This is a genomic window from Shewanella sp. WE21 (genome assembly GCF_002966515.1).
Taxonomy (GTDB): Bacteria; Pseudomonadota; Gammaproteobacteria; order Enterobacterales; family Shewanellaceae; genus Shewanella; species Shewanella oncorhynchi.
Genome location: NZ_CP023019.1, coordinates 541,212 through 567,143 on the forward strand (window position 1 = coordinate 541,212; position 25,932 = coordinate 567,143).

A 25,932-nucleotide genomic window follows, 5' to 3' on the forward strand; every position below is an offset into this window, starting at 1 on the left:
CCTCATCATTGGGGTTAGCCCCACGAATTTACTTTTACTATTGTAATCTCTCATTGCGCGTATTGCTCTTGTCTCTCACTGGCTCGCCATGAAGCTTATCTTGGGGAGGAAAAGGTTTATCCGTACCATCGAATACCTTCTTAATCGGCACATAATTAGATTGCTCTATGGCCGCGGCGGTTTCCATTAATTGCACAAACTCATGGCGATATCCAAAAGGATCGTCCCCTAATGCCGAACGTGCTAACTGGCTTAACTTAGTATAATCAAATTGATGTAGATAATGGCTGCCATTCAGTAATTGCCCTAATCCTGCAACCGCTGCTGCAAATCTAAAATCATCACTCGCTTGTTCTAACAGCTTAACATTTTGGTCTAACCTGATGGGATAACTCAGTAACTGACTCTGTGTTTGCTCTGGCAACTTGTATCTCAGTTTAAGGAAAGCGATTTCTTCACGGCTGTATTTTTCTTGCCCCGTTTGAGCATCAACGCCATATCTGAGTTTATCATTCGCCATCTGCCCTGCTTCAACATATCTTAATTCATATAAGGCAGTCACTGTATGACCCGCGCCAATTTCGCCCGCATCCACCTTATCGTTGTTGAAATCCTCCCGTGCTAAAGCACGATTCTCATAACCAATCAAACGGTATTCCGAGACTAAGGCCGGATTAAACTCCACTTGCACTTTGACGTCTTTAGCAATAGTGAACAAGCTTGAACTTAACTCGTCCACCAGCACTTTTCGAGCTTCATTCAGAGTATCGATATAGGCATAGTTGCCATTGCCCTTATCCGCTAATTGCTCCATGAGTTGATCGTTGTAATTTCCCAAACCGAACCCTAAGGTTGTCAGGCCAATACCATGATCTTTTTCCTTCTCAATCAAGGCAATCAAATCATCAAAATCTGTCATACCAACGTTGAAATCACCATCCGTCGCGAGGATGACTCGATTAATACCATGGGGGATAAAATGCTTTTTCGCCAATTGATAGGCTTGTGTGATTCCTTGCCCACCATTGGTTGAACCACCTGCGCTCAATTGCTCTAACGCATAGGTTAAAGTTTGAGTGTCATTCCCCGACGCGCCATCGAGCACCACACCAGCAGCCCCAGCATAAACCACAATAGAAACTTTATCCTGAGCGCTTAATTGCGCCGTCAGCAACTTGAGTGCAGTTTGCAGTAAAGGCAATTTATCGGCAGATGCCATAGAACCTGACACATCGAGCAAAAAGACTAAGTTACTCGCGCCTAACTGAGATTTAGGTAAGTCATATCCTTTAAGACCAATCCGTAACAGCATCATGTCATCGTTATAAGGGGATGGAGCAAGCTCTGTCGTAACACTAAACGGCGCGGCATTTTTAGCAGGTAAGGGATAATCGTAGGAAAAATAATTGAGCATTTCCTCAACTCTGACAGTGCCTTTCTTAGGCAAGCGCCCTTCCCTCAGCATCCGCCTTAAGGTGGCATAACTGCCAGTATCAACATCGATGGAAAACGTCGATACTGGGATTTCTCCTGCCACCATGATGCCATTTTGTACCAGCGGCTCGAATTTATTTTGTGCTAACGGAATCGCGGCATAGTCTGACGGCATTGGAGCTATGTTCATTCCCATCACTGCACCATGGGTAGACATTTGCATCGGCGCCGCGACTCTGGCCATCTTAGTAACATCACGCATTTCAGCACGGCGCAGTGACACTTCTTTATGACTCTGTTCGGCTTGCAGCTCCGCTTGTCGTTGTTGAGCCTCAGAGCCTTTACCGCCACAGGCCGTTAAACTCAGCATGACTAAGAATAAAGCTGCGCTATTGCTCGCCGATATGCTGACGCTTCCCCAAGATAATAAGGAATGTGCAATGGTTTTCTGGGAGTATATTGTTTTCATGTTGAATGCCTTTGATGTTGACCTAAGGCTGTAAACGGCGCAAATGACTAAAAGGGTTAAAGTATCAAAATATTTTACAAACCACTCCTAAATGAGAATCAAACAGCCCCCAAGCACACTATTTATACAAAACAAAGTATTTTCAATCGTTTTTGCAATCAAGCTCACACTGCGTCTTGTATCAGGTCACTAAAATAGAAGCTTGTTACTCGCCTCGCTATGGGACCCACTCGTGTCACACTCAGCTCATTTGTTTTCCCTAAGAATCGCCCACGCACTCACAGAAGCTTGCGTGAAGGATAAGTATTCGTTTAAACGTTTTGGGCAAGATCTTCTTGCAGGTCTCACTGTCGGCATTATTGCCATACCGTTAGCAATGGCATTAGCCATTGCCAGTGGAGTTGCACCTCAATACGGTTTATACACTGCGATTGTCGGCGGTTTTATTATCGCCATATCTGGCGGCTCACGTTATAGCGTGTCAGGCCCGACAGCGGCATTCGTAGTATTGCTCTATCCGATAGCCCAACAGTTTGGTTTAGCAGGATTATTAATCGCGACTGTGATGTCCGGAATGATACTCGTCGGCATGGCAATACTGCGACTTGGCCGATTAATTTTGTATATCCCTGAATCAGTTACCTTAGGCTTTACCGCGGGGATAGGTGTCGTCATCGCTACCTTGCAGCTCAAAGATTTTTTCGGACTCGAGATAGCCCAGATGCCAGAGCAATATCTGGCTAAGTTGATGACATTAGCTCAAGCGCTACCCTCGGTGCATTTACCTAGCCTACTGGTAGCATCCGCGACCTTAGCGACTATGCTACTTTGGCCAAAGCTCAAAACACCCGTGCCAGCACACCTTCCGGCAATCATACTCGGCACTATGTTCGCCTTGGTTCTCAATGCCATGGGTGCAGATATAGAAACCATAGGAACCCGTTTTCACTATCAACTGAGTGATGGCACCACAGGCATGGGAATTCCTGCCGTATTACCCAGTTTCGAATGGCCTTGGCTGCAAGCTGGCGCGAATGGCCAAGCGTTTCAGTTTAATCTCGCGACCTTTCAAGCCTTATTACCTGCCGCCTTTGCCATTGCCATGTTAGGCGCAATTGAATCGCTACTTTGTGCAGTGGTGCTCGATGGCATGACAGGTAAACGTCACAGTGCCAACAGTGAATTACTAGGCCAAGGTATAGGTAATATCATCACGCCGTTTTTTGGTGGTATTCCGGCCACTGCAGCAATTGCCCGTAGCGCGGCAAACGTCAAAGCAGGCGCTCAGAGCCCGATAGCGGCGATGATCCACGCCATAGTAGTCTTAATTGGTTTAGTCGCCTTAGCGGGCGTATTAGCTTATTTGCCCATGTCAGCCATGGCAGCCCTGCTACTTGTTGTGGCTTGGAACATGAGTGAAGCCCACAAAGCGCTGCATTTAATTAAAACTGCGCCCACCAGCGATATCATGGTTTTTGTCAGTTGTTTTTCATTAACGGTTATTTTCGACATGGTGATAGCCATCAGTGTGGGAATTATCCTTGCTGCCTTACTGTTTATGAAAGAAATTGCCGAGATGACAAAGCTTTACGATATCAGCACCAACAAGCGTTATGTGGATCAAGAGCTACCTGCCGATTGGGCTGTCCTCAAAATTAACGGGCCGCTATTCTTCGCTGCTGCTGACCGCATTTTCTCCGAAATCGCGAGTCTCACCGAAGATAAACAAGTGATAGTGCTTTATCTCGATGGAGTATCTATTCTGGATGCGGGAGGATTAGCCGCACTGACGAAACTGATTGAAAAATGCAAAGCGAATAAAACTAAGCTCATTATCGCCGATCTGCAGTTCCAGCCCATCCGAACGCTGGCGAGAGCGAAGATCCAGCCAATTGAAGGTGTGTTGAAGTTTTACTCGACCCTACGTGAAGCAATGACAGAAGCGCCAGTCATCACTCAGCAAACAGAAATCACTACGGATAAGCAAATACTGTAAACCTTGCAACCCAATATCAGCAGCTTATGACTGCAAACTAATGCCAAAGGCCAACCTCAGTGTTGGTCTTTTTATTGCTCCATCACCTCACCTATTCATCGCCGCGAAAGACGTTTTTTCACACGCAAAAACGGGCAGAAATCGCTAGGATCATGGTATTATTCAGCGCCATGATGCTAGCTACCGATGACGGCTAGACAAGCATCAACTGTACCTAGACCTGAAACAAGGTCAAAATATAATTAAAATTAGTGAGTTAAGGAGTTATCATGCAAGCCCTTGTTGCTGTTGTTATGGGTTCTAAAAGTGATTGGCCCACGATGGAAGCCGCCGCTGAGATAATGGATAAACTGCAAGTGCCTTATCATGTTGAAGTGGTTTCCGCCCATAGAACGCCAGATAAACTCATGGAGTTTGCAGCCTCTGCCGCCGAACGTGGTTTTAAAATCATCATTGGTGGCGCTGGTGGTGCAGCGCACTTACCCGGTATGATAGCCTCTAAAACTCGCTTACCCGTATTAGGTGTACCAGTCCAAAGTAAAGCCCTATCCGGCATGGATAGCTTATTGTCCATCGTTCAAATGCCAAAAGGCATCGCCGTCGGCACCTTAGCCATAGGTACAGCGGGCGCATTCAATGCGGGATTATTGGCCTGCCAAATCCTTGCGAATAACGATGCAGAATTAGCGGCTCGTGTTGACGCTTTCAGAGAAGAACAGACCCGTGCGGTACTGGACAATCCAGACCCGAGGGAAGTCTAATGACCCAGACAAACACTAAACCTAAGGTTTGGGTATTAGGTAATGGTCAGCTGGGCGCCATGTTGACCCACGCTGGTGAGCCATTAGCGATTGAAGTTAACGCCGTCGATATCATGACGCCTACGGATGATATTCTGCCACTCGCGCCCCACGACATTATTACCGCCGAGCGCGAACAGTGGCCAGAGTCCACGCTGAGTTTACAACTCAGCTCACACCCCCATTTTGTTAATGGTCCGGTATTTAGCCGTTTAGCCGACCGTTTTAGCCAAAAAAGTCTACTCGACCAGCTCAGTGTTCCCACGGCGCCCTGGACCTTAGTTGACGATAACACCCAAGTCGATACCCTGTATCAGCACTATGGTCCTAGAGTCTTGATGAAACGCCGTACTGGGGGTTATGACGGTAAAGGTCAACATTGGCTAAAAGAAGCCGAAGCGGGTGATATTCCAAACGATTGGCGTAACCTTGCGATTGCTGAGCAAGCGATTAATTTTGATGAAGAAGTATCATTGGTTGGCGTGCGTACTCGCAAAGGCGAATGTGTGTTTTATCCGCTGACGCTGAACTTGCATCAGGACGGCATTTTAATGGCGTCGATTTCGCCACTGGCACGCTTAACCCCCTTACAAGCCCAAGCCGAAGCTATGCTCAGCGCCATTATGCACGAGCTTGAATACGTTGGCGTAATGGCGATGGAATGCTTCCGTGTTGGCAATGAGTTACTGGTGAATGAGCTGGCACCGCGAGTGCACAACTCTGGCCATTGGACCCAAGCCGGAACCCATATGGATCAATTCCAGCTGCATCTTAGAGCACTTTGCGGAATTGCGATCCCACAGCCACAAGTGAATTTTCAGTGTGTTATGGTCAACCTTATCGGTATCGATAATGACCCTCGCTGGTTAAGTTTGCCCAATGCTGAGTTGTACTGGTACAACAAAGAAGTTCGCCCGGGTCGTAAAGTCGGACATTTAAACCTATCAGTGCCAAATCAAACTGTGCTCAACCAGAGCATAGCCGCACTGCAAACTTGGATGCCAATCCAATACCAAGCACCATTAGCTTGGATATTGGCCGAATACGCAGAAAATTCGCGTTAATTCAGTATTTAGTACCAAAATCACTGATATGAAATTGTTCACAGTTTCATATCAGTTTATATTTCAATTTTCGTTATATACTTAACTGAACTCAGTGTGAATACGTTAGTGATGTATAGCATTCAATGATTACTAGCAATGACACAGATAAAGGAATAGTCGAGTGAAATTAAGGGATAATTTCAAACGTAAGACCATAGATCGCTTAGATTATCGCTATCATCTGCTACTGCTTATAGTGCCGATATGTCTATTCATCCTGCTGTTTATCTTTAATGCACCCACAGAAAATTGGACTATCCTGCCCTTACTGTTTGTTTGCATCATTTATATTTTTGCCTACAGCCTAATTTACTATTTGCATCAGGGTCGTTTAACTCGACTATGGCAGCATTTAGAGCAAGTCGTCACCATCAACGATGCCATCTATGAACTCGCCCATCTCTCGAGCCATTATAAAAATGAGCATGCCTTTCTGGACGCCTTACTCAATAAAGCCGTGTACGTGATTAATGGTGCCGAAATGGGCAGCATCATTAAAATCAACGAGGTGAATAATAAACTGTATTTTGAATCTGTCGTGGGGCTCGATTTAGCAAAACTCAGACAACTGGATTTTACCTTAGAGCAAACTTTTGAATATCGACTCACTGAAGGGAGATGCGACCAAGTGGTGGTCATCAATGATATGAAGAATATCAATGCGGCTAGCACCTTAACGGAAGATGATCAAAAAGTGTTACTCTCAGTGTCGAAGCAGCCGATACGCTCAACCCTGTCTAGCCCTATTCGTATTGATGGCAAACTGTATGCCATGCTCAATCTCGATAGCAGTAGCATTGGCGCCTTTAGCGATTACGACCGCAATCTTGTCTCTATCCTAACTCACGAAGCTAGCAATGCCATTGCGCTCTATCAGAAGTCACTGCAGATCACTAAACTCGCCAATTTTGATCCATTAACAGGACTTTATAATCGAAAGAATTTTGAAGATGAACTGCACCACTGGCAGCACAAACCTCACTTAGGCAGTTTTTTAATTATTATCGATATGGACAATCTCAAGTCCATTAATGATGCCTATGGGCACCAGATGGGTGATGTTGCCATCAAGCGAACAGCCACCGCCATGCTCACCTATTGGCAAAATAAAGGCATTATTTCCCGTTTTGGTGGCGATGAGTTTGTCGCTTTATGCCATGGGCCGTTAGCTCAAATTGAACAGGACTTAGATGATATGCGCAAAACCTTGAATCAAGGTTCAGAGCTTAGCCTAGGTTTTAGTTTTGGTATTGCCCCCTTCGAAGCCGATTGGTATCAATCCTTTAAGACTGCAGATCATGCTATGTATGAGCAAAAACGTGCGAAGAAAAAAGCCATTCAGGCATTAGAAACCTTCGCAGTGAAAGCGCAATAAATCAGTTGAAGTATGGTGCTGCAGCCGATGTCAAAAGGCTAATATCAACAATCAGTAAGCGTCGGAGTTGAATATCTGAGTTTAAGATTTGAGTTTACTATCTCGATTAGCTATCTCAATTAGCTAGCTCGATTAAATATCTAAATTGAACACCGACAGTCAGCCATTATCACTTAAGTGGCTGACAATGATATAAAAACGTAACCCTAACCAAAAAATAAACGCCACAGCCAAGATGAATCTAAATCTTCTTGGCAGGTTTTATATTGAGCCGCGTAGCGTTTCGACCTCGCATCCACCTTGTTCGCCACTTTCACTAACCACGCCTTAGATTTGTAACTACCACGGCGATAACCGCCCCAGCCCTCGTGATAATTAAGATACTGCGCCCACGCATCCCATTTAGATACGCCATTTATCTTATGGGTTTTGCTAATAAACCAGCCCATAAAATCCAAGGCATCATCGAAATCACTGCGGCTCGACCAACTGTTTCCCGTCTCACGCACATAATCATCCCACGTCATAGTCTTAGCCTGCGCGTAACCATAGGCATCGCTGGCACGGCCAATTGGAATAAAACCTAAAAAGTATTCCATCGGTGGCGCGGCGTTGTGCTTGAATGAACTCTCTTGATACATCATAGCTAACGGCACATGCACTGGCACACCCCATTTATCACGGACATCTTTAGCGGCATCGTACCAATCTCGGTGTTCTTGAAATATCTCACACAAATTTTCGGGAGACTTAGGCGGAGATGTCGCGCAACCTGACAAGATGCCGAGACTGGCGCAGAGTAAGATAGCGAAGGATTTATTCATTAATATCATGTTCTTTGGAGAGTTAGCTCGCGCCATAATGTCATAGACTCAGGCTGAGGCAAGCATAAAAAGCCTTTTTTGCGCTTAGAAGATCTCAGCGCTAGAGGCTAAATCAATATGACTTAATCGTATGTTGCTGGCTTACCACTTGAACTTAACAATTTGGCTATTTCGTTTCGGGACTCAGCTCAAACTGACACTCATGCTCTTCTTGCTGCCACACGCCGGGTTCCCAATACGCAGTGTCTTTACCCATATAGCGCTTATCGGTGTGAAATAACGCACCGATATGATAACGCTGATGACTTTCGACATTGAGCTTGAATACTTTGGGTGTCCGCGCGGCAAGCGTGACTGACAAACTTGGATCATCGATCAGCTCCGCAACGGTAAATTCATATTCGCCAGGCGCTAACTGATAATTAGGCTTAGAAACGACTGCCTGCCCGTTTAAATGGGTCACCACCACTCGATACCAGTGAGTACTGGCATCGGGCTGCAAATAACCAGACACAGTACCACAGCCCAGAGGATCTTCAGGTGACGCGGCGCAGCCAGATAACAAGGCACTGAACACAATCAAAGCTGCGCGGGCACGTAGGCCAGTGAAAGAGAATAACCCCTCTTTCACAGCTTCACTCCAAAGTAATCTTCCAGATAATCATCGAATGAAACTGCACTCTGCGCTGCCTCTAGTTCAGCTTGCTTGTTAAGCGAACTGGATGCTTCAGCTTGATACTGCGCTATGGTCTCACTCGACAAGGGATAATCGATAAAGTATTGGTAGTATTGCTGCGCTAACGTCATCACCCACTGACCATGATCTTGGCCCTTGTTGATCACGTTTTGTAGTACTTGTCCCGACAGGGTTAAATTCGGATCTTCAGCCGCTTTACGCCAATGGGCCAAAGCCACTTGATAATCCGTCCCCTCACCATCGAGCAATACTGCCAAAGGTTGCAAGCCATCAAACAACTCTTCTAACCAAGATTTAAGCGAACGTGAACCGTCTGCAGTTAATAACTCAAGCCCAGGTTTACGGCCTTCAAGCACCACAGCTTTAAGATTCGCGCTTAATCTCGCCTCTTCGCTCGCCTCAGACTTAGGCGACTGCGTTAATAAACAATAGAGTAGGAATAAATCGAGGAAACGTACTTGTGTCGACTCAATGCCAACTGGGCTAAATGGATTAACATCCAACGCTCTCACTTCAATGTATTCCACCCCCGCACGGGCCAAAGCTTCAGACGGTTTCTCGCCACTACGTGTGACCCGTTTCGCACGGATTGGCGAGTAGAACTCGTTTTCAATCTGCAATACATTGGCATTAAGTTGACGATACTCACCATCGACTTTAACGCCGATATTAGCAAAGTTTGCTGAAGGCATTTTAGTGGCAGCATTCACGCCAGCCAGATACTCAGGCAAAGAGTTATAGCTGATATTTAGATCTTCTTGCTCTTTGTTGGTGTAGCCTAAATCACTCATACGCAACGAAGTGGCATAGGGCAGATACAGAGTTCCGTGGCCCGTTTTTTCAAACTTGAGGTCGGTTTTTTGATCTTTAATAAAGGAGCTACATAACGCTGGCGAGGCACCAAATAAATAAGGTAGTACCCACACTAAACGGCGATAGTTACGGATCAAGCCGAAATAAGATTCTGAAATAAAATCATCGTAAGTTAACTCTTTATCACTTAACTCATACAGACTTTGCCATAATTCTTGCGATACCGAAAAGTTAAAGTGCACCCCAGAGATGATCTGCATCAGGGCGCCATAACGATAGGTTAACCCCTTACGATACAAGGTTTTCATCATGCCAGTATTCGATGAGCCATAGCGGGCAACGGGGATCTGTTGCTCATCTTTCACATAGCAAGGCATGCTCACGGGCCACAAACGCTGACCATTTAAGTGGCGCACGCTGAAGGCATGAGTCTCAGTTAACCCTGTGAGAAGTTGCTCAACATTGTGATTTACTGGCGTAATAAACTCGAGCAAGGCTTCACTGTAATCCGTCGTAATACGTGAATGCATTAACGCCGAGCCTAAGGCTTCGGGATGCGAGTCTGTAGCGAGATAACCAAACTCATCAATCCGCAACGCCTCACGTTCTATGCCACGTAACATACCCAAGAGTGCTGTGCGCCCATTGGCGTCCGAGAGATGTTGTACTAATTCATTGAATGACTTCAATTTGCGCTTCTCTAATTGGTGATTCGCTATCGCGACAAGGTTAACAGTCAGACCTTTATTTTGAGGCTTATCTTGCAAAATATGCCTCAAAATAAATCTAAACCTGTCTGTGGGGCAAGCCAAATTCACACCTTGTATGATTAAAAGCAGACGGTGACAGCTAATGCTGTCACCGTCTTTCGATGTAAATCCGGTAAATATAGGGCAAATAGTCGTTAACTAATACGCCTGTCTATCTACCTATATAAGGGCGAAATACTAATTTACAATACTAAAGTTTCAATTGGATAGCCCAATACCGCTAAATCCGCTTCAATTGTCGCTTTATCTCCCACCACCAGAATCACCATTTTATTGATATCTAGCTCGGAAGCCGCGAGGGCATTGAGTTCATCTTTTGTTACAGTATTAATGATCTTGTCCTGTTGAGTCGTAAAATCTTGACTCAATTGGTAACGTTGGATCATCCGCATAAAGCCCGCTTTTTGATACGGTGTTTCATAATCAAGAGCTTGCCCTTGAGAGACTGAATTACGCATAAAGGCAAGTTCAGCATCTGTCATGCCCTGCTGCTGATAAGCACTGATTTCTTTTACAAACTCAATGAGTGCTTTCGCCGTCACGTCACTGCGAACGTTACTTGATGCGACAAAATCGCCCACTTCAGCACCGCCAGTAAAACGAGTGCGAGCACCATAGGTATAACCTTTATCCTCACGTAAATTTAGGTTGATACGGCTATTGAATGCGCCGCCTAACGGATAATTCATCAGATAAGATTTAAAATAATCGCCTGTGGCATCGTAGGGTAATGCGCGCTTGGCAATATTGATTACCGATTGCGCCGCGCCAGGTTTATCAATCACATAAATTGTGCCGCCTTTTAATGCAGGGAGTGGCTTAAGTGGCGGTACCACAGCAGCTTCTCCTTTCCACTGGTTTAATCCCGCTAATTTAGGCAGCAATGCAGATTCAGATAAATTAGCAACAGTGACAATTTTAGCGTTGCCGCCTTGATACTGCTGGGCATAAAATGCTTTTACATCGGCTAACGTAAGCGCCGCGACAGAATCGAGCGTGCCGAGATCATTCACACCTAACGCATTGTCTTTACCGTATAACAAAGACGACAACGCCGTATCAGCCAGATAGCTAGGATCGGACTGCATATGCTGGATCTGTTGTAATTGCTGCTGTTTCACTCGCGCAAAGTCAGCTTCGCTAAACGCTGGCTGAAACAGCTTTTCTTCCATAATCGCCAGCGTCTCATCTAAATGTGCTGTCAGAGCCGATACTTTGATCGAACTTTGATATTCAGACGCACTAAAGTCGACACTACTACCTAGCATTTCTAAGGCTTGTGATAGTGCTTCACTGCTGCGCTTCTGGCTCGATTCATTAAGCATTTCCGCAGTCAGCGTTGCTAAGCCTGCTTTTTCGACGGGTATGAGTCTGTGGCCACCATTGAGATAAACAATTAACTCAACTGTTGGTGTTTCAGTACTTTGAGTGCCCATGACTTCGATGCCATTGGCTAAGGTTTTTGTCCAAATTTTAGGTACTTTGAGCATAGGTGCAACGCCAGATGCAGGCATCTTAGTCCGATCAAAACTTGAAACAAGTTCAGGCTTGGGCAAATCCCCCTCTACCGCAGAGTGTGCAATCGGCAACGTTGCAGGCGTGAAGTTATCCGCATGGGCAATAAGTGACGTCATTCCCTGCGGCACCACACTCATAACCACCATAGGTTTATCTTTAATGTATTGCTTAAACACACGCATCACATCGTCTTTGGTCACATTGGCATAACGATTCAGATCTGAGGCAATCATGTTCGGATTGCCCGACAGCGTTTGGTTCATCGCTAAGGTCGACACTTTGCCAGAAACACTCTGCAGGCTATAAATGGTATCAGCCTCAAACTGCACTTTGACTTTTTGCAGATCGTCATCAGTAACGCCACGTTGCTCAAACTCCTTAATCGAGTCGAGGACACGTTGCTCCAGATCCGCCAGTTTGCCGCCCTTTTCAGGATTGGCTAAAGCATAAATCGACATCTGACACGCAAGCTCTTGACAAGGATGACTCACATTAGCCTGCACGGCATAACCGTCCTTAACCAAGTTTTTATATAATAAGGATGTTTTACCACCACCTAAAATATTGGCTAACAGATCGAGCGCGGCCTCATCTGAATGTCTAGCGTATACGGTTGGAAAACCAATACGGATCAAAGGCAAGTGCACTTGATCTTCCATGGAGATGTAACGCGTCTTGTCTAAGTTAACCAGCGCCTTTTGCTCTAACGAGACTTCAGGGCCGCGGGGGATTTCACCAAAATATTTATTGACCCAGGCTAAGGTTTGCATTTCATCGAAATCGCCACCTATGGTCAAGGTCGCATTGTTAGGGCCATACCAACGTTGGAAAAAGTGTTTAACATCGTCAACCGTGGCGCGATTAAGATCGTCCGGCCAGCCAATTACAGGCCAAAAATAAGGATGACCGACAGGATACATAGCTTGGCTAAAACGCTCACTCATGCGGCCATAGGGCTGATTATCGATACGTTGTGCACGCTCGTTTTTGACGGTTTCGCGCTGCACTTCGAATTTTTCACTAGTGAGTGCGGGCAACAAAAAGCCCATACGGTCCGACTCAAGCCACAACATTTTTTCTAATTGATTGTTGGGTACTGTCTCAAAGTAATTGGTTCTGTCGGTATTGGTCGTGCCATTTAGGGTACCACCGGCTTCAGTAACCACTTCAAAATGCTGTTCATCGGCAACATGCTGCGAGCCTTGGAACATCATGTGTTCAAATAAATGCGCAAATCCCGAACGCCCAGCTAATTCACGGGCAGAGCCCACATGATAAGTGACGTCGACATGCACTAAGGGATCGGAATCATCTTGATGTAAAATAACCGTTAACCCATTGGCTAATTGGTACTTTTTGTAGGGGATCCCTACTTGCGAATCGGCCAATTGCACATTTTCGATAAGTTTAACGCCTGCGGGCAAGTTCACCGTAGTCGTTTCAGATGCACAACCCGCAAGTGCGGCAGAAATTGCAACCGCTAATATCCATTTCTTCAAAACATTCCCCTCATACATCAATGGGCCAAAAATACAGCTTCATAATCATAGTGCTGCGTTTAGTCATAGTGCGCTTAAATGATTAAGCATTGGGATTTATGACTCGCAAAATTGACACTAAGTTCCTATCTATACAGTAAATTCAGTCTAAACGGAAAAACACTCCCCGCCCTTGACCATTAAATGCATCCTAGCGCCATCATGCCATCCATTGCAGCACGGCAGCGGCAACAATTAAGTAACGAATTGTTTTACCGATTAAAATCATCACCAAAGAAGGTATTAGCGGTAGCCTCAACCAACCCGCCAATAAACAAAGAATATCGCCGATAATCGGTGCCCATGAGAGTAACAACGCCCACACGCCGTAGCGTTCAATCAAGGCGAGCCCCTTTGCGTGTTTACCTGTCGCTAACGCTTCTGGTGATTTTGCGAGGCGACCTAAGCAGCCTAAATAGAAACTGGTCATCGCGCCCAACGTGTTGCCAATGCTAGCCACCACGACCAGCGCAACCCAAGCCTCTGGAGTTTTGTTTAATAACGCCACGAGTAAGACTTCAGATCCCCCCGGTAACAAAGTCGCCGCTAAAAAAGCGCCGGAGAACATAATGCCTAACTCAGTCATAATGGCTTACTCAATGATAAATCTCTCTTTTTGTATTCAATGCGATAAGGTTTGCCATGGGTTAATTGAATGTTTCACTTAATCTTTTTACAACAAACTCACTTATCACAATAAGTTATAAGAAAAACGGTTTGTTATAACCCTAGCTCTGTCGATACAATGGTTAACTATGGCAGGCAATAACCATGCGCATGACTGAGAGCGCGTTAACATCACGCTCAACTCGTTAAATACGAATCCTATCATCGCAGGCCTATTGGCTCACTCTTAATTTATTTTTCTGGAATATGCATGATCCTTCAAACCATTAGCCGCATTCCGTTTTGGCAAAAAGTCTTAGCAGGCTTTATCTTAGGTGCGATCGTTGGCGTTATTTTAGGTGAAAGCGCCACAGTGCTAAAACCATTAGGTGATCTGTTCATTGGGGCCATTAAGATGTTGGTCGCGCCTTTGGTATTTTGTGCCATTGTCGTGAGTATCACATCGCTCAACTCGCAAACCAGTCTGAAACGCCTGAGCTTGAAAACTTTGGGTATGTTCATGCTGACAGGCACAATCGCCTCTCTGATAGGCTTAGCTGTGGGCTCAATGATCGACATGGGTGGCACCATGCAACTCACAACGACTGAAGTGCGCGAGCGTAATATTCCCGGTTTTGCACAAGTGCTGCTCGACATGATCCCAGTCAATCCTTTCGCCTCACTGGCTGAAGGCAAGGTACTGCAAATTATCGTGTTTGCCGCGTTAGTGGGTATCGCTATCAACAAAGTTGGCGAGAAGGCTGATCCGCTAAAACGCACCATAGAAGCAGGCGCAGAAGTCATGTTCCAACTGACTCGCATGGTCTTAAAACTAACCCCTATCGGTGTGTTTGGTTTAATGGCATGGGTTGTAGGTGAATATGGTTTATCAACCTTACTGCCTTTAGGTAAGTTTATCGGGGCTATCTACATTGCCGCCTTTATCCACATCATCTTCGTTTATGGCGGGTTAGTGAAGTTTGTTGGTGGTTTAAGCCCACTGCAATTTTTCCGTAAAGCTATGCCAGCGCAGTTAGTCGCATTTAGTACTTCCTCAAGTTTTGGTACTTTACCTGCGAGTACTCGCGCAGTCGAAACCATGGGCGTATCAAAGCGTTATAGTGCCTTTGTGATGCCATTAGGTGCGACCATGAACATGGACGGCTGTGGGGGTATTTACCCTGCGATAGCCGCTATCTTCATCGCTCAAATTTACAATATTCCGCTCGACACACTGGACTATGTGATGATCGCCGTGACTGCGACAGTGGCTTCTGTTGGTACCGCTGGCGTACCAGGAAGTGCGATGGTGATGTTAACTGTCACCTTAGGTGTGATTGGTCTGCCACTTGAAGGCATTGCCTTTATCGCCGCGATTGACCGTATTATCGATATGATCCGCACAGCAACTAACGTGACTGGCGATATGATGACTGCTGTTGTGATTGGTAAATCCGAAAATGAACTCGATGAAGTACAGTTCTATTCGAACGACAATCAAGACGTTACACCTGTGAGTTCGTAGCAATAACAATACTTGGTCGAAGCTACTGCGCTAAGCCATTAGTAACATTAGGTAAATTACGCAGATGATGTAAATGAAGAGACCGCTTCGGCGGTCTCTTTTATTATCCTGCAAACAGTCTTTGATCTATTGGCTTTAGAGACCACAATCGACTTCGACAGTCTCTATTAACTGCAAAATAGGTTACTCAACTAAGATCAAGCTGTTAGACTCTAAAACTACTCTAACTCACACTTTAGCAGGACAGACAATGACGAGACTCTTCCTTATCCCGCTGATCCTATGTTTGTTTTGGGCGTTATTTTTAAAAGCCAACAAACTCACGCTAAAACAAGGCCGGCGAGGTTTTATCTACATTATCGGTATAGGTGGCGGGCTGATTTTAATCCTTATGGCATTACTCTGGTTAACGGCTTAGGTTAATACCAAGGATTCATTTCCTAAATTAGTGACTTAACAAAAAGCCAACTCAATACTGAGTTGGCCTTAGTGATAAAACAGCGTTAACGACTAGAATAAATTCGAAGATAAACCCGCTAAATTTACCCACTCAGTCAAGCCCAATCAGTTAACCCACTCTGTCATCAACCCAGCACGGCAAGTAAAATCCCCGCAGCCACAGCAGAACCTAGCACTCCCGCCACATTGGGACCCATGGCGTGCATTAACAAGAAGTTGTGTTGGTTGGCCTCTAATCCAACTTTGTTCACGACTCGTGCTGCCATAGGTACAGCCGACACCCCTGCGGCACCAATCAACGGATTAATCTTACCACCCGACAACTTACACATCAGTTTTGCCATCAATACACCTGCAGCAGTACCAATGCCAAATGCTAAAGCTCCCAATACCAAAATTCCTAAGGTTTCCAGTCGCAGGAATTGATCGGCAGATAACTTAGAACCGACAGCTAGACCTAAGAAAATCGTAACGATATTGATAAGCTCGTTCTGCGCCGTTTTCGATAATCTATCCACCACGCCCGATTCGCGCATCAAGTTACCAAGACAAAACATACCCACTAACGGCGTGGCTGCAGGTAGGAAGAGAATCGTTAATCCCAGTACCATCAAAGGGAAAACGATCTTTTCCTTCTTACTGACTTCGCGCAGCTGCTCCATTTTAATTTCGCGCTCGGCTTGAGTTGTCAGTAAACGCATGATCGGCGGTTGAATAATAGGGACTAACGCCATGTAGGAATAGGCCGCGACCGCAATCGCCCCCAATAACTCAGGCGCCAGTTTGGAGGCGAGGAAAATCGCCGTCGGTCCATCAGCACCGCCAATAATCGCAATGGCCGCCGCATCCTTCATGGTGAACTCAAAGCCCGGCACTAAGTTCAGCGCGATTGCGCCAATCAGTGTCGCAAAAATCCCAAACTGCGCAGCCGCCCCTAATAACAGAGTTTTAGGATTCGCGATCAAGGCACTAAAGTCGGTCAGCGCGCCGACGCCCATAAAGATCAACAGTGGGAACACCCCAGTCTCAATCCCCACATGATAGGCGTAATACAGCATGCCACCTTCTTCGGTAAATCCCGCATGGGGAATGTTAGCCAGCACAGCACCAAAACCAATGGGCAACAATAGCAAAGGCTCAAATCCACGTACGATGGCGAGATACAAGAGCAAAGCGCCCACTGCCATCATTAACACTTGCCCGCCAGTAAAGTGAGCGATACCTGTCTCGGCCCAAAAAGCCATTAAACCTTCCATTATGACTCCTACGCCAAGGCCAGTAATTGAGAACCCACAGACACTGAGTCACCTTCTTTCACCCAAATCTTAGCGATAATGCCATCGCCCTGTGCACGAATTTCGGTTTCCATCTTCATCGCCTCAAGGATGATCACGACATCGCCTTCACACACTCTATCGCCTGGAGAAACATGCACTTTGAAGATGTTGCCCGACAAAGGCGCGCTCATTTCAAGCCTGATTTCACCATGGCTTGTTGCTGGCGTTGTACTATCAGTCACAGCTTGCATAGCATGAACACTTTGTCCCTGTGGCTGGATTTGCGAGATCTCACCGCCTACGGCGACTTCAACTATGTACTCTTGCCCTTCGACAGTTACCGTGTAAGTTTCAGGACCACGATCCGCAGCATTAGAAGCAGCAAGTACCGAAGTCAGCTCAGGCTTAGGCTCAAAGGCGCTCGGATCGTCACGATTCTTTAAGAACTGCAATCCTATTTGTGGGAAGAGTGCATAGGTCAGCACATCATCGTCATGCTCTGAAGATAGGCGAATGCCTTGTTCCTGTGCTTTATCAGCTAACTCAAGCCGTAATTTAGCCAGCTCTGGCGTTAATAAATCAGCAGGGCGACATGTAATGGCTTCGGCTCCTTGTAAGACTCTCGCTTGCAATGCGGCATTGACTGGCGCAGGTGTCGTGCCATATTCGCCCTTAAGCACGCCTTCAGTCTCTTTAGTCAGTGACTTATAACGCTCACCCATCAACACATTAATGACCGCCTGCGAGCCGACAATCTGCGATGTAGGTGTCACTAAGGGCAAAAAACCTAAGTCAGCACGCACGCGGGGAATTTCTTCCAAGACCAAGTCCATCTTATCGGCCGCGCCTTGTTCCTTAAGTTGGCTCTCCATATTGGTCAGCATGCCACCAGGCACTTGTGCACGTAAGATCCGCGAATCAATGCCTTTCAGCGCGCCTTCAAACTTAGCGTACTTCTTGCGTACTTCACGGAAATAAGCGGCAATCTCCTCAAGCAATACCATATCGTAACCAGTCGCACGCTCAGTATCTTCCACCATAGCGATAACGGTTTCAGTAGCAGTATGTCCATAGGTTTGGCTCATCGACGAAATTGCCGTATCGAGCACATCGATACCCGCTTCAATGGCTTTCTGGTAAGTGGCAGTGCTCAACCCTGTCGTCGCATGGCAGTGCATAGATAACACGAGTTGCGTCTGAGATTTGAGTCTGCTAATGAGCTCAAACGCTTCCATCGGTTTAAGTAAACCCGCCATATCTTTGATGCACAAAGAATCGCATCCCATATCTTCGAGACGTTTAGCCATATCCACCCAAGTCTCTATGGTATGCACTGGACTCGTGGTATACGAAATCGTCCCCTGCGCATGGCCGCCAACTTGGCGCACCGCTTTCACCGCAGTTTCGAGATTACGAACATCATTCATTGCATCGAAAATACGAAATACATCGACGCCATTAGTATGAGCACGCTCAACAAAACGCGTGACTAAATCATCGGCATAATGGCGATAACCTAATAAGTTTTGGCCACGCAGCAACATTTGCTGCGGCGTATCAGGCATTGCCTTTTTCAACTCACGAATTCTGTCCCAGGGATCTTCACCAAGATAACGAATACAGGCATCAAAAGTCGCCCCGCCCCAAGATTCCAACGACCAGAAACCAATCTTATCGAGTAACGGCGCTATAGGTAACATGTCATCAATGCGTAAGCGCGTCGCTAAAATGGATTGATGTGCGTCCCGCAATACGACATCAGTTAAAAATAATGGCTTAGCCACTGCTGTCGTAGAATTAGATACAAAAGTCATACTGCTCCCCATTACTTAATCTGTGAACGATACTGCTTTACCGCTAGTGAAATCGCAGCGACCAAACTTGGCTCTAAAGGTTTAGCATCAGATTGCGCTACCCTCTGCTGACTCTTAGCATGATTTTTAGCAAAACGTGCAGATGCAGCATCGACTGCACACCAACGCGCAACCAAATGAATCCCAAGGATTAGTACACTTAAAAATAAATAAACTAAGCCCATCCCCAAAAACATAATGCCAACGGCATCCAATAAAGATTGCGTTACATACTCCATAGCTCCCCTCCCCCTTACGCTCTAGATCCCTATCAACAGCGCGATTGCCCCAAAATCATCGCTATCGCATTACAAGTTCAAAATTCATCAAATGAACTGCTCACAAACTATGGTTCTTCCGTAAACAGACACATAGCAATCACCAATCAGAAAAAATCGAATAAAAAATCACATTTTAAAGCTAACTAATCACACAACAAGAAAACCAGCTGAACTCAACCTGCTACGAACATAACCAATTGATAACAAAAAAACCATATCAGTGTAAATTGGTCTTACCAATATTAAGTAAATCTACAGGCGACAAGTTATTAATCCTCATAAATCGAGCGATTAATTAAATATTCCATAATGAAACAAGCATAATGTTGGATTTAAGCTGAAGTGATGTCTTAGGCTAAAAAATGATTCCTAAATTGAAAACAACGAGCATAGGAATAAACCAAGTGAAAAAATATGCAAATTTAACAACCCAAGCTACTACCATCTGACTAAGTGGCAAAATAAAAAGGAATATTGTTCTAAAGACATTGTTTGAAGAAGAGGAATGGGTTCAATTCAGCAAATTAAATCATCGGTTTTGACAACTTAAATGCCCCCTAGATACCAACACAGAGAAGTGCCTAACAATACGATTGGTGTATGGAACAGCTATCTTAAAAGATAAGTAACAGTGCTACCTGAGGTAGACCTCAGGCGTCTAGTTATGCGCAGGATTAAGCAATAGGACGAGAACAAAATGAGAAATCCTAGGATCGACAAAGAATTCAGTAATTGAAATGGCTAGTGAGTTGGTGAGTTGGTGAGTTGGTGAGTTGGTGAGTTGGTGAGTAAAAATAGCGGAGAAACATGCAAGCTGAAAGAAAAACGGACTAATTTCTACAAATTGCAGACGCAAAAAAGCCAGCTTATTCAGCTGGCTTCGTTGCATCTCAATGAGATAATTAGGCGCTTGGCGATGACCTACTCTCACATGGGGAGACCCCACACTACCATCGGCGCGTTTGCGTTTCACTTCTGAGTTCGGGATGGGATCAGGTGGTTCCACAAGGCTATTGTCACCAAGCAAATTCTGTTTATTACCGTGTCCATCTCTGGCTCACGTTAATAATAATTCGGAAAGCTGATTTTCTTTGTTTGAGTTCAAACTTTATCAAGTATCTGTATTCTGTCTAAGGCTTCTTTGTAAAACCCATCTGGGTTGTATGGTTAAGCCTCTCGAGTCATTAGTACATGTTAGCTCAACGCCTCACAACGCTTACACACCATGCCTATCAACGTCCTAGTCTCGAACGGCTCTTTAGAGGAATTAAATTCCTAGGGATGACTCATCTTAGGGCTCGCTTCCCGCTTAGATGCTTTCAGCGGTTATCGATTCCGAACGTAGCTACCGGGCAATGCCATTGGCATGACAACCCGAACACCAGCGGTTCGTCCACTCCGGTCCTCTCGTACTAGGAGCAGCTCCCTTCAATCATCCAACGCCCACGGCAGATAGGGACCGAACTGTCTCACGACGTTCTGAACCCAGCTCGCGTACCACTTTAAATGGCGAACAGCCATACCCTTGGGACCGACTTCAGCCCCAGGATGTGATGAGCCGACATCGAGGTGCCAAACACCGCCGTCGATATGAACTCTTGGGCGGTATCAGCCTGTTATCCCCGGAGTACCTTTTATCCGTTGAGCGATGGCCCTTCCATTCAGAACCACCGGATCACTATGACCTACTTTCGTACCTGCTCGACGTGTATGTCTCGCAGTTAAGCTGGCTTATGCCATTGCACTAACCGTACGATGTCCGACCGTACTTAGCCAACCTTCGTGCTCCTCCGTTACTCTTTGGGAGGAGACCGCCCCAGTCAAACTACCCACCAGGCACTGTCCCTAATCCCGATAAGGGACCTAGGTTAGAACATCAAAACTACAAGGGTGGTATTTCAAGGACGACTCCATCATGACTAGCGTCACAACTTCAAAGTCTCCCACCTATCCTACACATGTAGGTTCAATGTTCAGTGCCAAGCTATAGTAAAGGTTCACGGGGTCTTTCCGTCTAGCCGCGGGTATACGGCATCTTCACCGCAATTTCAACTTCACTGAGTCTCGGCTGGAGACAGCGTGGCCATCATTACGCCATTCGTGCAGGTCGGAACTTACCCGACAAGGAATTTCGCTACCTTAGGACCGTTATAGTTACGGCCGCCGTTTACCGGGGCTTCGATCATGAGCTTCTCTTGCGATAACCCAATCAATTAACCTTCCGGCACCGGGCAGGCGTCACACCGTATACTTCCTCTTGCGAGTTTGCACAGTGCTGTGTTTTTGATAAACAGTTGCAGCCACCTGGTATCTGCGACTCCCGTCAGCTTAGAGAGCAAGTCTCATCACCAACAGGAGCGTACCTTCTCCCGAAGTTACGGTACCATTTTGCCTAGTTCCTTCAGCCGAGTTCTCTCAAGCGCCTTGGTATTCTCTACCCGACCACCTGTGTCGGTTTGGGGTACGATTCCCACTAACCTGAAGCTTAGAAGATTTTCCTGGAAGCATGGCATCAACTACTTCAGTCCCTTAGGACCTCGTCATCAGCTCTCAGTGTGTACATTAAAGTACGTGTCCCCGGATTTGCCTAAGAACACCACCTACCACCTTAAACGCGGACTACCAACGCCGCGCTAGCCTAGCCTTCTCCGTCTCTCCATCGCAGTTAGCGGAAGTACAGAAATATTAATCTGTTTCCCATCGATTACGCCTTTCGGCCTCACCTTAGGGGTCGACTCACCCTGCCCCGATTAACGTTGGACAGGAACCCTTGGTCTTTCGGCGAGGGGGTTTTTCACCCCCTTTATCGTTACTCATGTCAGCATTCGCACTTCTGATACCTCCAGCGTGGGTTACCCCTTCACCTTCAACGGCTTACAGAACGCTCCTCTACCGCGCACAGTAAACTGTGCACCCGTAGCTTCGGTGACTAGCTTAGCCCCGTTACATCTTCCGCGCAGGCCGACTCGACTAGTGAGCTATTACGCTTTCTTTAAATGATGGCTGCTTCTAAGCCAACATCCTAGCTGTCTAAGCCTTCCCACATCGTTTCCCACTTAGCTAGTACTTTGGGACCTTAGCTGACGGTCTGGGTTGTTTCCCTTTTGACGACGGACGTTAGCACCCGCCGTCTGTCTCCCGAGTAGTACTCATTGGTATTCGGAGTTTGCAAAGGGTTGGTAAGTCGGGATGACCCCCTAGCCTTAACAGTGCTCTACCCCCAATGGTATTCGCTCGAGGCGCTACCTAAATAGCTTTCGAGGAGAACCAGATATCTCCCGGTTTGATTGGCCTTTCACCCCCAGCCACAAGTCATCCGCTAATTTTTCAACATTAGTCGGTTCGGTCCTCCAGTTGATGTTACTCAACCTTCAACCTGCCCATGGCTAGATCACCGGGTTTCGGGTCTACACCTTGCAACTAAACGCGCAGTTAACACTCGGTTTCCCTACGGCTCCGCTATTCGCTTAACCTCGCTACAAAATGTAAGTCGCTGACCCATTATACAAAAGGTACGCAGTCACGGTCTCAAGAACCGCTCCCACTGCTTGTACGTATACGGTTTCAGGTTCTATTTCACTCCCCTCACAGGGGTTCTTTTCGCCTTTCCCTCACGGTACTGGTTCACTATCGGTCAGTCAGGAGTATTTAGCCTTGGAGGATGGTCCCCCCATATTCAAACAGGATGTCACGTGTCCCGCCTTACTCGTTTTCATCAATGGTTAGTTTTCATGTACGGGGCTATCACCCTGTGCCGCTGCGCTTTCCAACGCATTCCACTAACACCCCACTGACTTAAGGGCTAATCCCCGTTCGCTCGCCGCTACTAGGGGAATCTCGGTTGATTTCTTTTCCTAAGGGTACTTAGATGTTTCAGTTCCCCTCGTTCGCCTCGCAACACTATGTATTCATGTTGCGATAACAGCTTATGCTGCTGGGTTCCCCCATTCGGACATCGTTAGCTCAAATGCTTGTTACTAGCTCGCCAACGCTTTTCGCAAGTTACTACGTCCTTCATCGCCTCTGACTGCCAAGGCATCCACCGTATACGCTTAGTCGCTTAACCATACAACCCAAATGAGTTTCACTCACCTGCGCCGCATTGCGACCAGCTTGGTTTTACTTGTCTCACTTCTGACCAAAGAAGTGGACGCGCCTTAGACGTAAACTATTCAGCAAAGAATAATTTACTATTGAATATTCAAGACACTTAATAAAGTGTTTGAGAACTCATGTTCAATGCTTTCGCATTAAACGTTTTGTAATTAATCACATGACAGACTCATGTAATTAAATACTATCAGCTTTCCAAATTGTTAAAGAACAACATCTACCTGCAAGAGGGATGTTTCGCTCTGACTTCTCCTGAGAGAAGCTAAACAAGCAATCTGTGTGAACACTCAACAAACATTAAGTTAGTCGTATAGGTAAGGAGGTGATCCAGCCCCAGGTTCCCCTAGGGCTACCTTGTTACGACTTCACCCCAGTCATGAACCACAAAGTGGTGAGCGCCCCCCCGAAGGTTAAGCTACCCACTTCTTTTGCAGCCCACTCCCATGGTGTGACGGGCGGTGTGTACAAGGCCCGGGAACGTATTCACCGTGGCATTCTGATCCACGATTACTAGCGATTCCGACTTCATGGAGTCGAGTTGCAGACTCCAATCCGGACTACGACGAGCTTTGTGAGATTAGCTCCACCTCGCGGCTTTGCAACCCTCTGTACTCGCCATTGTAGCACGTGTGTAGCCCTACTCGTAAGGGCCATGATGACTTGACGTCGTCCCCACCTTCCTCCGGTTTATCACCGGCAGTCTCCCTAGAGTTCCCACCATTACGTGCTGGCAAATAAGGATAGGGGTTGCGCTCGTTGCGGGACTTAACCCAACATTTCACAACACGAGCTGACGACAGCCATGCAGCACCTGTCTCACGGTTCCCGAAGGCACTAAGCTATCTCTAGCGAATTCCGTGGATGTCAAGAGTAGGTAAGGTTCTTCGCGTTGCATCGAATTAAACCACATGCTCCACCGCTTGTGCGGGCCCCCGTCAATTCATTTGAGTTTTAACCTTGCGGCCGTACTCCCCAGGCGGTCTACTTAATGCGTTAGCTTGAGAGCCCAGTGTTCAAGACACCAAACTCCGAGTAGACATCGTTTACGGCGTGGACTACCAGGGTATCTAATCCTGTTTGCTCCCCACGCTTTCGTGCATGAGCGTCAGTCTTTGTCCAGGGGGCCGCCTTCGCCACCGGTATTCCTCCAGATCTCTACGCATTTCACCGCTACACCTGGAATTCTACCCCCCTCTACAAGACTCTAGTTCGCCAGTTCGAAATGCTATTCCTAGGTTGAGCCCAGGGCTTTCACATCTCGCTTAACAAACCGCCTGCGCACGCTTTACGCCCAGTAATTCCGATTAACGCTCGGACCCTCCGTATTACCGCGGCTGCTGGCACGGAGTTAGCCGGTCCTTCTTCTGTAGGTAACGTCACAGATATAACGTATTAAGTTACACCCTTTCCTCCCTACTGAAAGTGCTTTACAACCCGAAGGCCTTCTTCACACACGCGGCATGGCTGCATCAGGGTTTCCCCCATTGTGCAATATTCCCCACTGCTGCCTCCCGTAGGAGTCTGGGCCGTGTCTCAGTCCCAGTGTGGCTGATCATCCTCTCAGAACAGCTAGGGATCGTCGCCTTGGTGAGCCATTACCTCACCAACTAGCTAATCCCACCTAGGTTCATCCAATCGCGGAAGGCCCGAAGGTCCCCTCCTTTCCCCCGTAGGGCGTATGCGGTATTAGCAGTCGTTTCCAACTGTTATCCCCCTCGACTGGGCAGATCCCTAGGCATTACTCACCCGTCCGCCGCTCGCCACCTCAGAAGTAAACTCCCTTGTGCTGCCGCTCGACTTGCATGTGTTAGGCCTGCCGCCAGCGTTCAATCTGAGCCATGATCAAACTCTTCAATTAAAGTTTTGTTGCTTCCGTCTTGCGACTTCAGCGGCTCAATGAATTCTGATTTTTTTGTTTCTCGCTAAAAGAAACAAACTGTACATATTACTATGAACACTCATTGTTACATTGATTTAAATTTTTGACTGCCAACCCGAAGGTTAAGCAGTTTCGATTAACTCAACACCTGTGAGTGTCCACACAGATTTCTTGTTTTATCTTGTTAAAGAGCAACTCAATATTCGTAAGAGAACTTGAGTACCACACTGAGCGTTGAACGCTTCCAGTTGGCTAGGGCTGCGTATTCTACGCATTTCCCGTTTCGCGTCAAGGAGTTTTTGCAAACTTTCTTTTCGCTCATCAATCAGTAAACTCATCAATGAACCGTCACATCAGGCTGCTAAACGCTGTCTGCCGTGTCAGTGGATGCGCATTATAGGCAGTGAAACTGTTTGTGCAAGGGCTTTTTTAACAATCTGCGCCAAGCGAATAAATAACCACCAAACTGCAGAAATATACTGCAATACTGAGCAATATCGCTGTTTGGGTTGATAAGTCTGGCAGAAGAAATCGCCTATTGCTGGGTTTTTAATAGATTGAATGGGCATAAACAGAAGTTGATAGCTATTTTTCGTAAT

The 25,932-nt window shown here is 46.5% G+C and carries 15 protein-coding genes and 3 rRNA genes; 6 read left to right on the plus strand and 12 right to left on the minus strand.

Annotated features, from left to right (window positions below; genetic code table 11):
* Positions 1-37 precede the first annotated feature (37 nt).
* The gene (locus CKQ84_RS02250) at positions 38-1,903 is read right to left on the minus strand and encodes a VWA domain-containing protein (RefSeq protein ID WP_105249950.1); all 1,866 of its coding nucleotides are present in this window, start codon (positions 1,901-1,903) and stop codon (positions 38-40) included.
* A gap of 232 nt (positions 1,904-2,135) precedes the next feature.
* On the opposite strand from CKQ84_RS02250, the gene dauA reads away from it, so the two are divergent.
* From dauA to CKQ84_RS02270, 4 genes are all read left to right on the plus strand, one after another.
* Entirely contained in the window at positions 2,136-3,899 is a 1,764-nt protein-coding gene (dauA, locus tag CKQ84_RS02255; protein ID WP_105249951.1) for a C4-dicarboxylic acid transporter DauA, read from the plus strand.
* A 269-nt stretch (positions 3,900-4,168) separates the two neighbouring features.
* The gene (gene purE / locus CKQ84_RS02260; protein WP_028760937.1) at positions 4,169-4,660 is read left to right on the plus strand and encodes a 5-(carboxyamino)imidazole ribonucleotide mutase; all 492 of its coding nucleotides are present in this window, start codon (positions 4,169-4,171) and stop codon (positions 4,658-4,660) included.
* Positions 4,660-5,763 carry a 5-(carboxyamino)imidazole ribonucleotide synthase gene (gene purK, locus CKQ84_RS02265; protein WP_105249952.1) on the plus strand — a complete coding sequence of 368 codons (1,104 nt, stop codon included), beginning with the start codon at positions 4,660-4,662 and terminating at the stop codon, positions 5,761-5,763. The genes purE and purK overlap by 1 nt, the downstream gene beginning before the upstream one ends.
* 163 nt (positions 5,764-5,926) lie before the next feature.
* Entirely contained in the window at positions 5,927-7,180 is a 1,254-nt protein-coding gene (locus tag CKQ84_RS02270; RefSeq protein ID WP_105249953.1) for a diguanylate cyclase, read from the plus strand.
* Positions 7,181-7,386: 206 nt separating this feature from the next.
* Here CKQ84_RS02270 and CKQ84_RS02275 read toward each other — a convergent pair whose 3' ends face one another.
* The 5 genes from CKQ84_RS02275 to CKQ84_RS02295 all read right to left on the minus strand — a co-directional run bounded on the left by CKQ84_RS02275 (position 7,387) and on the right by CKQ84_RS02295 (position 13,926).
* On the minus strand, positions 7,387-8,004 hold the full coding sequence (locus tag CKQ84_RS02275; protein WP_301553933.1) for a hypothetical protein: 618 nt from the start codon (positions 8,002-8,004) through the stop codon (positions 7,387-7,389).
* A gap of 166 nt (positions 8,005-8,170) precedes the next feature.
* Positions 8,171-8,635, minus strand: coding sequence for a hypothetical protein (locus CKQ84_RS02280; RefSeq protein ID WP_105249955.1), 465 nt, complete (start codon positions 8,633-8,635; stop codon positions 8,171-8,173).
* The gene (gshA, locus tag CKQ84_RS02285; protein WP_105249956.1) at positions 8,632-10,281 is read right to left on the minus strand and encodes a glutamate--cysteine ligase; all 1,650 of its coding nucleotides are present in this window, start codon (positions 10,279-10,281) and stop codon (positions 8,632-8,634) included. Before gshA ends, CKQ84_RS02280 begins: the two co-directional genes overlap by 4 nt.
* Before the next feature lie 185 nt (positions 10,282-10,466).
* Positions 10,467-13,319 carry a pitrilysin family protein gene (locus CKQ84_RS02290; protein ID WP_105249957.1) on the minus strand — a complete coding sequence of 951 codons (2,853 nt, stop codon included), beginning with the start codon at positions 13,317-13,319 and terminating at the stop codon, positions 10,467-10,469.
* A 181-nt stretch (positions 13,320-13,500) separates the two neighbouring features.
* Positions 13,501-13,926, minus strand: coding sequence for a YqaA family protein (locus tag CKQ84_RS02295; protein ID WP_105249958.1), 426 nt, complete (start codon positions 13,924-13,926; stop codon positions 13,501-13,503).
* A 291-nt stretch (positions 13,927-14,217) separates the two neighbouring features.
* On the opposite strand from CKQ84_RS02295, the gene CKQ84_RS02300 reads away from it, so the two are divergent.
* A complete protein-coding gene (locus CKQ84_RS02300; protein ID WP_105249959.1) occupies positions 14,218-15,471 on the plus strand; it encodes a dicarboxylate/amino acid:cation symporter in 1,254 nt (417 codons plus the stop codon).
* A gap of 250 nt (positions 15,472-15,721) precedes the next feature.
* On the plus strand, positions 15,722-15,889 hold the full coding sequence (locus CKQ84_RS23835) for a hypothetical protein (RefSeq protein WP_168823570.1): 168 nt from the start codon (positions 15,722-15,724) through the stop codon (positions 15,887-15,889).
* Between the two features lie 166 nt (positions 15,890-16,055).
* Here the strand turns inward: CKQ84_RS23835 and CKQ84_RS02305 are convergent, their stop codons facing one another.
* From CKQ84_RS02305 to CKQ84_RS02330, 6 genes are all read right to left on the minus strand, one after another.
* Positions 16,056-17,186, minus strand: a complete 1,131-nt coding sequence (locus CKQ84_RS02305) for a sodium ion-translocating decarboxylase subunit beta (protein ID WP_105249960.1) — start codon at positions 17,184-17,186, stop codon at positions 16,056-16,058.
* A gap of 8 nt (positions 17,187-17,194) precedes the next feature.
* Complete coding sequence (gene oadA, locus CKQ84_RS02310) at positions 17,195-19,021, minus strand: sodium-extruding oxaloacetate decarboxylase subunit alpha (RefSeq protein ID WP_105252979.1); 1,827 nt, start codon at positions 19,019-19,021, stop codon at positions 17,195-17,197.
* An 11-nt stretch (positions 19,022-19,032) separates the two neighbouring features.
* On the minus strand, positions 19,033-19,299 hold the full coding sequence (locus tag CKQ84_RS02315) for an OadG family protein (RefSeq protein ID WP_105249961.1): 267 nt from the start codon (positions 19,297-19,299) through the stop codon (positions 19,033-19,035).
* Between the two features lie 950 nt (positions 19,300-20,249).
* Positions 20,250-20,365, minus strand: a 5S ribosomal RNA gene (gene rrf, locus CKQ84_RS02320).
* Positions 20,366-20,504: 139 nt separating this feature from the next.
* A 23S ribosomal RNA gene (locus CKQ84_RS02325) occupies positions 20,505-23,407 on the minus strand.
* A gap of 362 nt (positions 23,408-23,769) precedes the next feature.
* Positions 23,770-25,312 (minus strand): 16S ribosomal RNA (locus tag CKQ84_RS02330).
* Together the 16S, 23S and 5S rRNA genes form the textbook arrangement of a ribosomal RNA operon.
* Between the last annotated feature and the right edge of the window lie 620 nt (positions 25,313-25,932).

Coding starts and splice junctions, on each gene's coding strand:
- CKQ84_RS02250 (WP_105249950.1), bottom strand. CDS start 1,903: ATGAAAACAATATACTCCCAGAAAACCATTGCACATTCCTTATTATCT.
- purE (WP_028760937.1), top strand. CDS start 4,169: ATGCAAGCCCTTGTTGCTGTTGTTATGGGTTCTAAAAGTGATTGGCCC.
- purK (WP_105249952.1), top strand. CDS start 4,660: ATGACCCAGACAAACACTAAACCTAAGGTTTGGGTATTAGGTAATGGT.
- CKQ84_RS02275 (WP_301553933.1), bottom strand. CDS start 8,004: ATGAATAAATCCTTCGCTATCTTACTCTGCGCCAGTCTCGGCATCTTG.
- CKQ84_RS02290 (WP_105249957.1), bottom strand. CDS start 13,319: ATGTATGAGGGGAATGTTTTGAAGAAATGGATATTAGCGGTTGCAATT.
- CKQ84_RS02295 (WP_105249958.1), bottom strand. CDS start 13,926: ATGACTGAGTTAGGCATTATGTTCTCCGGCGCTTTTTTAGCGGCGACT.
- CKQ84_RS02300 (WP_105249959.1), top strand. CDS start 14,218: ATGATCCTTCAAACCATTAGCCGCATTCCGTTTTGGCAAAAAGTCTTA.
- CKQ84_RS23835 (WP_168823570.1), top strand. CDS start 15,722: ATGACGAGACTCTTCCTTATCCCGCTGATCCTATGTTTGTTTTGGGCG.
- CKQ84_RS02305 (WP_105249960.1), bottom strand. CDS start 17,186: ATGGAAGGTTTAATGGCTTTTTGGGCCGAGACAGGTATCGCTCACTTT.
- oadA (WP_105252979.1), bottom strand. CDS start 19,021: ATGACTTTTGTATCTAATTCTACGACAGCAGTGGCTAAGCCATTATTT.
- CKQ84_RS02315 (WP_105249961.1), bottom strand. CDS start 19,299: ATGGAGTATGTAACGCAATCTTTATTGGATGCCGTTGGCATTATGTTT.